The organism is Bacillus mycoides, from assembly GCF_001757995.1.
GTDB lineage: Bacteria > Bacillota > Bacilli > Bacillales > Bacillaceae_G > Bacillus_A > Bacillus_A mycoides_B.
Genome location: NZ_LXLV01000018.1, coordinates 1 through 6,298 on the forward strand (window position 1 = coordinate 1; position 6,298 = coordinate 6,298).

8 protein-coding genes and 1 pseudogene are annotated in these 6,298 nt (G+C 32.9%); 7 read left to right on the plus strand and 2 right to left on the minus strand.

All coding sequences use genetic code 11. The annotated features are described in order from the left end of the window. The 7 genes and pseudogenes from BWGOE10_RS04855 to BWGOE10_RS04880 form a co-directional block, all read left to right on the plus strand. The coding region (locus BWGOE10_RS04855; protein WP_131798953.1) for a DDE-type integrase/transposase/recombinase at positions 1 to 290 on the plus strand (290 nt) is incomplete at its 5' end. Positions 291 to 355: 65 nt separating this feature from the next. After that, positions 356 to 1,048 (plus strand): annotated as a pseudogene (locus BWGOE10_RS04860) (Rpn family recombination-promoting nuclease/putative transposase); the annotation flags it as partial. 693 nt (positions 1,049 to 1,741) lie between these two features. Beyond that, positions 1,742 to 2,650 carry an acyl-ACP desaturase gene (locus tag BWGOE10_RS04865; RefSeq protein ID WP_070141143.1) on the plus strand — a complete coding sequence of 303 codons (909 nt, stop codon included), beginning with the start codon at positions 1,742 to 1,744 and terminating at the stop codon, positions 2,648 to 2,650. Positions 2,651 to 2,866: 216 nt separating this feature from the next. Continuing rightward, positions 2,867 to 3,328, plus strand: a complete 462-nt coding sequence (locus BWGOE10_RS04870; protein ID WP_002149222.1) for a CarD family transcriptional regulator — start codon at positions 2,867 to 2,869, stop codon at positions 3,326 to 3,328. Between the two features lie 546 nt (positions 3,329 to 3,874). Then, positions 3,875 to 4,021: a BC1881 family protein gene (locus BWGOE10_RS32415; protein WP_000738547.1), complete on the plus strand. Its 147-nt coding sequence runs from the start codon at positions 3,875 to 3,877 to the stop codon at positions 4,019 to 4,021. A 298-nt stretch (positions 4,022 to 4,319) separates the two neighbouring features. Beyond that, positions 4,320 to 4,553 (plus strand): hypothetical protein, encoded by a 234-nt coding sequence (locus BWGOE10_RS04875; RefSeq protein WP_002114669.1) that lies wholly within the window; start codon positions 4,320 to 4,322, stop codon positions 4,551 to 4,553. Positions 4,554 to 4,791: 238 nt separating this feature from the next. Further along, entirely contained in the window at positions 4,792 to 5,025 is a 234-nt protein-coding gene (locus BWGOE10_RS04880; RefSeq protein WP_070141144.1) for a YuzF family protein, read from the plus strand. A 67-nt stretch (positions 5,026 to 5,092) separates the two neighbouring features. On the opposite strand, the gene BWGOE10_RS04885 is transcribed toward BWGOE10_RS04880, so the two are convergent. Continuing rightward, positions 5,093 to 5,368 carry a hypothetical protein gene (locus tag BWGOE10_RS04885; protein WP_002114672.1) on the minus strand — a complete coding sequence of 92 codons (276 nt, stop codon included), beginning with the start codon at positions 5,366 to 5,368 and terminating at the stop codon, positions 5,093 to 5,095. 499 nt (positions 5,369 to 5,867) lie between these two features. Beyond that, a partial coding sequence (locus BWGOE10_RS04890) for an IS6 family transposase (RefSeq protein WP_131798954.1) occupies positions 5,868 to 6,298 on the minus strand: 431 nt, incomplete at its 5' end.

A 6,298-nucleotide genomic window follows, 5' to 3' on the forward strand; every position in this document is an offset into this window, starting at 1 on the left:
ATCCAGCTTATCCTATAGCAGTTGAAGAATTGAGAAAAGAAAAAAAGATGCCATTAGGCATCCAACTAAGGCAAGTGAAATATCTCAATAACATAGTGGAACAAGATCATCGGTTTATTAAAAAGCGAGTTCGTTCGATGTTAGGATTGAAATCCTTTCGCGCAGCTACATCCATTCTTTCTGGAATAGAAGCTATGCATATGGTGAAAAAAGGGCAACTTGTTTTATTGGACAAGTCTGTCCAAAATCAAGTGAAGTTCATCCATCAACTATTTGGAATTGCTGCTTAAGACTAGATTTCACTAGGAAACTTTTCGCATCTTTATATCTTTCCTAAGTATTTGCACCAGAACCTTTATTAGCAACATTAGACAATGGCACTCAAGTGAATATAGAGATACAGCTTCGAAATACACATGATATGGTGAAGCGATCTTTATATTACTGGAGTAAACTCTATACGTCCCAAATGCAAGAAGGGATGCCGTATCGTTCGCTTCCCAAAACAATTACCATTAACTTATTAGATTTTATATTATTCTCGCAGGATGATTCATTTCATACCGTAGGACAATTATGGAATCCCAAAAAGAAACAGATACTAAGTGATGATATTGAAATTCATTTTGTAGAAATTCCAAAATTGGTCAAACAATGGCATGAAGAAAAAGTAAATCCATGGGAAAATGCATTTGTTCGCTGAATGTTACTATTACCAGCACATGAAGATGAACATTTAACTCAAACATTGGAGGAGATTGCAATGAATCAAGATCCAATTTTACAAAAAGCAATGAATAAGTGGGAAAATATGAGCCATGACTCTTCTTTCCGAATAGCTTATGAAGCTCGTGAAAAGTTACTTCTAGATGAGCAAGCTAAGCTAGCACATGCTCGAGAAGAGGGCTTAGAGGAAGGCATTGAAAAAGGTATTGAGAAAGGGAAAATTCAATTAATTCGTGGTATGCATAAAAATGGTATGCCATTAGAAGACATTGCGAAATTCACTGATCTAAGTACAGAAGAAATACGAAAACTACTATTATAATACGGGGTCCAGTCTCGAAAATGCGGATTTACAACGCTAAGCTACTTACAATGTTAAAAATGAGCTATTTAACAACTATATGACTTTTGGGACAAGTCATATGAGACACTAACACGCCTTATTTAACTTAAAAACACTTAAGTCTCAATAGATTAAACCCTATTGATACAAGGTTTTTTTCTTAACGTTGTTAAATCCGCATAAACCGGACGCTACCTCTTATATAACAAATGACAGTTTTGTACTTATCCTTTATAAGTTAACAGTAATGGAATTCTGGAATTCCCCTCCATTATACAAGAGCTGTAATGGCATGTAATTAAAGAAGTTACTTAATAGTTTTTGTATAATTACCTTGTTTCACAAAAACTATCAATGATTCATTTTACCAATATGAGTCATTTGGACATTTTAAAAATCCTCATGAATTGCTCCTGACAGGACAAGCGATATAGCTTGTCCTGTTTTCATGTTTAGAATATTCCCCTTTTATTAACATTAGCTTTAAATATAGGTATCGCAACATAGCTATCGACGTAAGTCTTTAACCTATTCTTAATGAGTTTTGTTAAAAATTTGTTATTTTTAACTTAAAAAAAGGAAAGCAATATTTATTTATAGAAAATTTTTAAGGATAAAAATGAGTGTAGAAATAGAATGACTATCTATGATAAAAAAAGGGGGTACTTATGTATGCTAACAAATGATTTAGATTTCCGATTAGAACCACGTTTAAAAGAACTGTATGAACAACATAAAATAAGAGCGCAGAAGATAGACTGGGGTTATCATGAGTTTTTACCATGGGATAAGGGAATGGACTTTAAAAGAGTTCCTTGGGATGAAAGTCAAGTTACTCTTCCTTCTGGTGTAATTACGGCCATTGAAACAGCTTTATTAACAGAAGTGAATTTACCATGGTTTACAACGTATTTATCTGCGACTTTTAAAGGGTCCCTTTCTGTTATTACAGACTTTATTCATACTTGGACTTCAGAAGAGGATCAACATTCGAATTTATTGGAGACATATTTATTACTCACTCGAAGTGTGAATCCCAAACGATTACATGAATTAAGAAAGTCAGTCGTTGAGGGGGGATTTGAGCCCGATTTTCACACACCAATCGAAGCAATGACGTATACGACGCTACAAGAACTTGCAACGATGGTGTTTTACAATAATGTAGCTAAGGTTGCAAGTAAGCATGATCCAGATCTTGCTACATTATTACGCCGTCTTGCAAAAGATGAAACTCTTCATTATGCATTTTATCGAGACGTCATTCGAACACATTTGGAATTGGAACCTAATTATTGCTATCATATTGCCAATGTGATTATGAATTTTAAAATGCCAGGTGCTGTCATGCCTGATTTTGAAAATCGAATGGCTGTGATTGCAAAAGAAGCTAATTATGGGCCACTACAATATTTTGATCAAGTACTTGATGTAGTGGTTGATTATTGGGGGTTAAAAGACTTACGACCAATTGCACCTCTAGCTGAAAAAGCAAGAATTGAGATTTTGGAGTACCACACAAGATTGAAAAAAATACGGGATCGATTTGGTCGTTTTCAAGGGGAAACTGATCTACGTTAATGAGTAGAGGTTTCAGAATATACGCGGGGAAATTCCCCTTCCCTTTATTGGAAATCTGACACGATCCCTATTGTTTTGGTGCTGTTTTTATTTAATTTGATTTTTAAAGAAAAAGTAGTTGACACCAAAAATAATTTTATGATATTATAAAATATTTGATAAAAAATCACATATGTGTTAAGGTTAAGAAGGTTACCATATATGGAGGTGGATTATATGTTTCAAATTGGCGATAACATTGTTTATCCAATGCACGGAGCAGGTATAATTGAAGCCATAGAAGAAAAAGAATTCTCAGGAAAAAAACAACAGTATTATGTCATAAAAATGTCAATCAGTAATATGCAAGTCATGATTCCTATGGGTAAAATATTAAGTTCGAGTATACGCCCAGTTACTGATATACTTGCATTAAAACACATTATACACATTTTTCAGCATGGAGAATCAGATAGATTACTGCCGTGGAAACAAAGGTATAAAGTGAACACGGACAAAATAAAAACGGGTGAAATACAAGAAGGTGCTGAAGTTGTACGTGATTTAATGCGTATGAAGAAAGAAAAAGCACTTAATACAAGCGAAAAAAAAATGTTGGATAACGCACATGAATTTTTGATTAGTGAACTAGGATTAATTAAAGGGATCACTGAAAATCAAATAAAAAGTTTCGGTTAAGGTTCATTATAGATAATGTATTACATCCCCCGAAAATATCCTGAATTTTTCGGGAATATGATTATTATTAAAAATAAATCATTTCAAAAACATTCAACTTCTTCAACTCACTTTTAGAGTAGGAACCTCTTTTGTTATTACTTCAATCTAATCCATTTTTATTTTTACATTTCTTTTACGAACGTTCGAAGTTTCATCAAATAACTCGATTAAATAGTCACTTGATTTTTGCAATCCTGATTCACACTGGCACGGACAAGGAGCCGTAAGGATGAAAGAGAGGTAGGGCTTTCATTGTTTTAGGTAATATACTATCTAAGTCATTATTTCTAGAAGAAAAAACAATCAATCTCACCGCTATCTTTAAGAGTTTCTTACATCTATTGAGACAGTGAATAGTAATTGTTTATCTTCTTTACGTAAAATTGATAAACGAACTGGTAACACCATATGGTCAACTACAAAAAATGGTTTCCAGACCAGGAAACCATTTTAAATTTCATTTACATAACAATAGTAAATTAAGCAGTAAGAAGGAGTGCACACATGAAAAAAATGTTAACAAAAGAATTAAGTAATGAATTAAAGAAGCGGGAAGGGATCATTTCTATTACGGTTGAGCCTTATGAAAAAATCGAAGTTGGTGGAATTCGTGTAGATGGACCAGCTGTTATTCTAATTAATCAAGAATAGCTAAAAATAGTTGAATGAACGAAGAAAAGGATCAGCCTTTACGAGAAGGGAAGATCCTTTTTGTTTGCTGCGACTAATAATAGGATATACATATATTCTATCTGATGTGATGGGGGTTAAAAGGAAGGAGAGGGTCGGGATTATCATAGCGGAAAGCTTAATATTGGTAGGATTTCTTTTTATGTTATATACATTAGTTGATAAAAAACAAACTAATTATTTGAAACGATAGATTGTTTTCTTTTTAAGAGCGGGATTTATTTTATAGTGAAATGGATAATTTAAAGGAGGAATTTAGATGGATGCAAGGAAAGAACGCATAAAATACGAGAAGATGTCAAAGAACTATAACCGTATTTATTTAGTTTCGTTTCTCCTATTAATTGTACTTGTTTGTAGTAGTGTGATTATCATAGGAGCTACAGGGGGAAAATATGGAGTGTTTTTGTTGTTAGCAATTTTACTTAACGCACGTATTACGAAAGAATCTCAAAAAAAGTATGAGCAGTATTCTAATACAGGGCGTATTTAAAATGATACATATCTTGAAAGGAACAACCTGGATGTACATTCAAAATATCCCTATATCATTACCTATTAACTAGTAAAAGTAACCTTATATAAATAATTTTTTAGTAATTTAGATATAGAAAACGTATCTTATTAATATGTTATTTTCAATCAAATAATGAATTATCCTTCTAGTATATTTATAAGATTTATATCATATATTAGGAGAAAGAATGTGAGTAAAAAAGGAGTCCTATAGAATGAGTTATTTGGAGGGAAATGACTTGAGTGAACAAAATATGGTAAGTGTACCTAATCCCTACGTATATCAGACATTACAATCAGCAATTGGTAAACATGTGGTTATTGAAACTGTAAAGGGTAATGTAAGAGGAAAGTTAAAGGATGTAAAACCAGATCATCTACTCATTGAATATACGGTACCGTATATTGTACGCATTCAACAAATTGTATGGATTATGCCAAAACAGTGATCAAATTACATCTAATTTAATTTATAACAGATTGGCTTCATAGACGACCAAATAAAAACACAGGGTTTTATCTCTGTGTTTCTTCAAATTTTCGTTTTTGAATATATGCTTGAGCATGAATAATTTCTTCCTGAAGATCTTTTAATTCTTCCATAGATCCTGATTCAATCCTCATGTAAGTAGTAACTAAACTAATCATCATATCCATCTTCTCTACTATATTTTGAATGACCTGTTCAGATTGCTCTTTTTTAGGGTGTTGTATTGCCTTTAATACATTTTCCATATAATTGTTCTTTCTTTGCTGGATATCATAAATAAACTGTTTTGTGTTTGAGTTCATTTGTTTTTCCTCCGTTTTGGATATATTTCCATTCTATCATATTTGAATAGAAAATATTGGATTCCCCTAAATTCACATCTGTCTCGTACATCTCCTCAAATATACAAACTAATTCCTTAACGTACAGGGAACCGGATAAAATGTGTCTAAATTGTGTCTAAACGTACAATTTTCTTTTTTTGATATGGTGACCCCTGCTAGGTGGGGGCTATCTTTAGACATCTGAATATTCCAACAAAAAAGAGCTTGTCTGTGTTCATAAATTTGTAACATCTATATATAAAGTTCATATAAATTACGTGTTACACTTTGTATATTCCAAAAAGTTCTTATAGAATCGACAACTCGATGATCTTAGTACTGCCCTGCATCCCCTGCAGGGCTTCCCTCATTTAGCTAGAGTTATATACTTGTATGTTTCCTCAACCTTATCTGCGGTTCTGGTGCAAAGATTGTATTTAATTGAAAGAGGTATATAGATGCCTAATGGAATCTATTCTTATGCAGCCATTCCGAATAGTTGATGAATAAACTTCACTTCATTTTGGACAGACTTGTCCCGTAAAATAAGTTGGCCTTTTTTAATGATATGCATCGCTTCTATTCCTGAAAGAATAGATTTAGCTGTACGAAAAGATTTCAATCCTAGCATTGAACGAACTCTCTTTTTAATAAAACGATGATCTTGCTCTACAATGTTATTAAGGTATTTTACCTGCCTTATTTGGATGCCTACAGGCATCTTTTTCTCTGTCTTCAACTCTTCAATCGCTATAGGATAGGCCGGGTTTTTGTCCACTGTAATCACACGGGGCTTTGAAACATGAAAAGACTGCAAAGCTTTCTTGAAAAAACGCTTTGCAGCCCTATGATCTCTTGTTTTGCTTAAATAAAAATCAATTGTATTTCCTTTTGAATCAACAGCACGAT

Excerpts from the sequence above, each read along its gene's own strand:
- BWGOE10_RS04865 (WP_070141143.1), top strand. The coding sequence starts at position 1,742 with ATGCTAACAAATGATTTAGATTTCCGATTAGAACCACGTTTAAAAGAA.
- BWGOE10_RS04870 (WP_002149222.1), top strand. The coding sequence starts at position 2,867 with ATGTTTCAAATTGGCGATAACATTGTTTATCCAATGCACGGAGCAGGT.
- BWGOE10_RS32415 (WP_000738547.1), top strand. The coding sequence starts at position 3,875 with ATGAAAAAAATGTTAACAAAAGAATTAAGTAATGAATTAAAGAAGCGG.
- BWGOE10_RS04875 (WP_002114669.1), top strand. The coding sequence starts at position 4,320 with ATGGATGCAAGGAAAGAACGCATAAAATACGAGAAGATGTCAAAGAAC.
- BWGOE10_RS04880 (WP_070141144.1), top strand. The coding sequence starts at position 4,792 with ATGAGTTATTTGGAGGGAAATGACTTGAGTGAACAAAATATGGTAAGT.
- BWGOE10_RS04885 (WP_002114672.1), bottom strand. The coding sequence starts at position 5,368 with ATGAACTCAAACACAAAACAGTTTATTTATGATATCCAGCAAAGAAAG.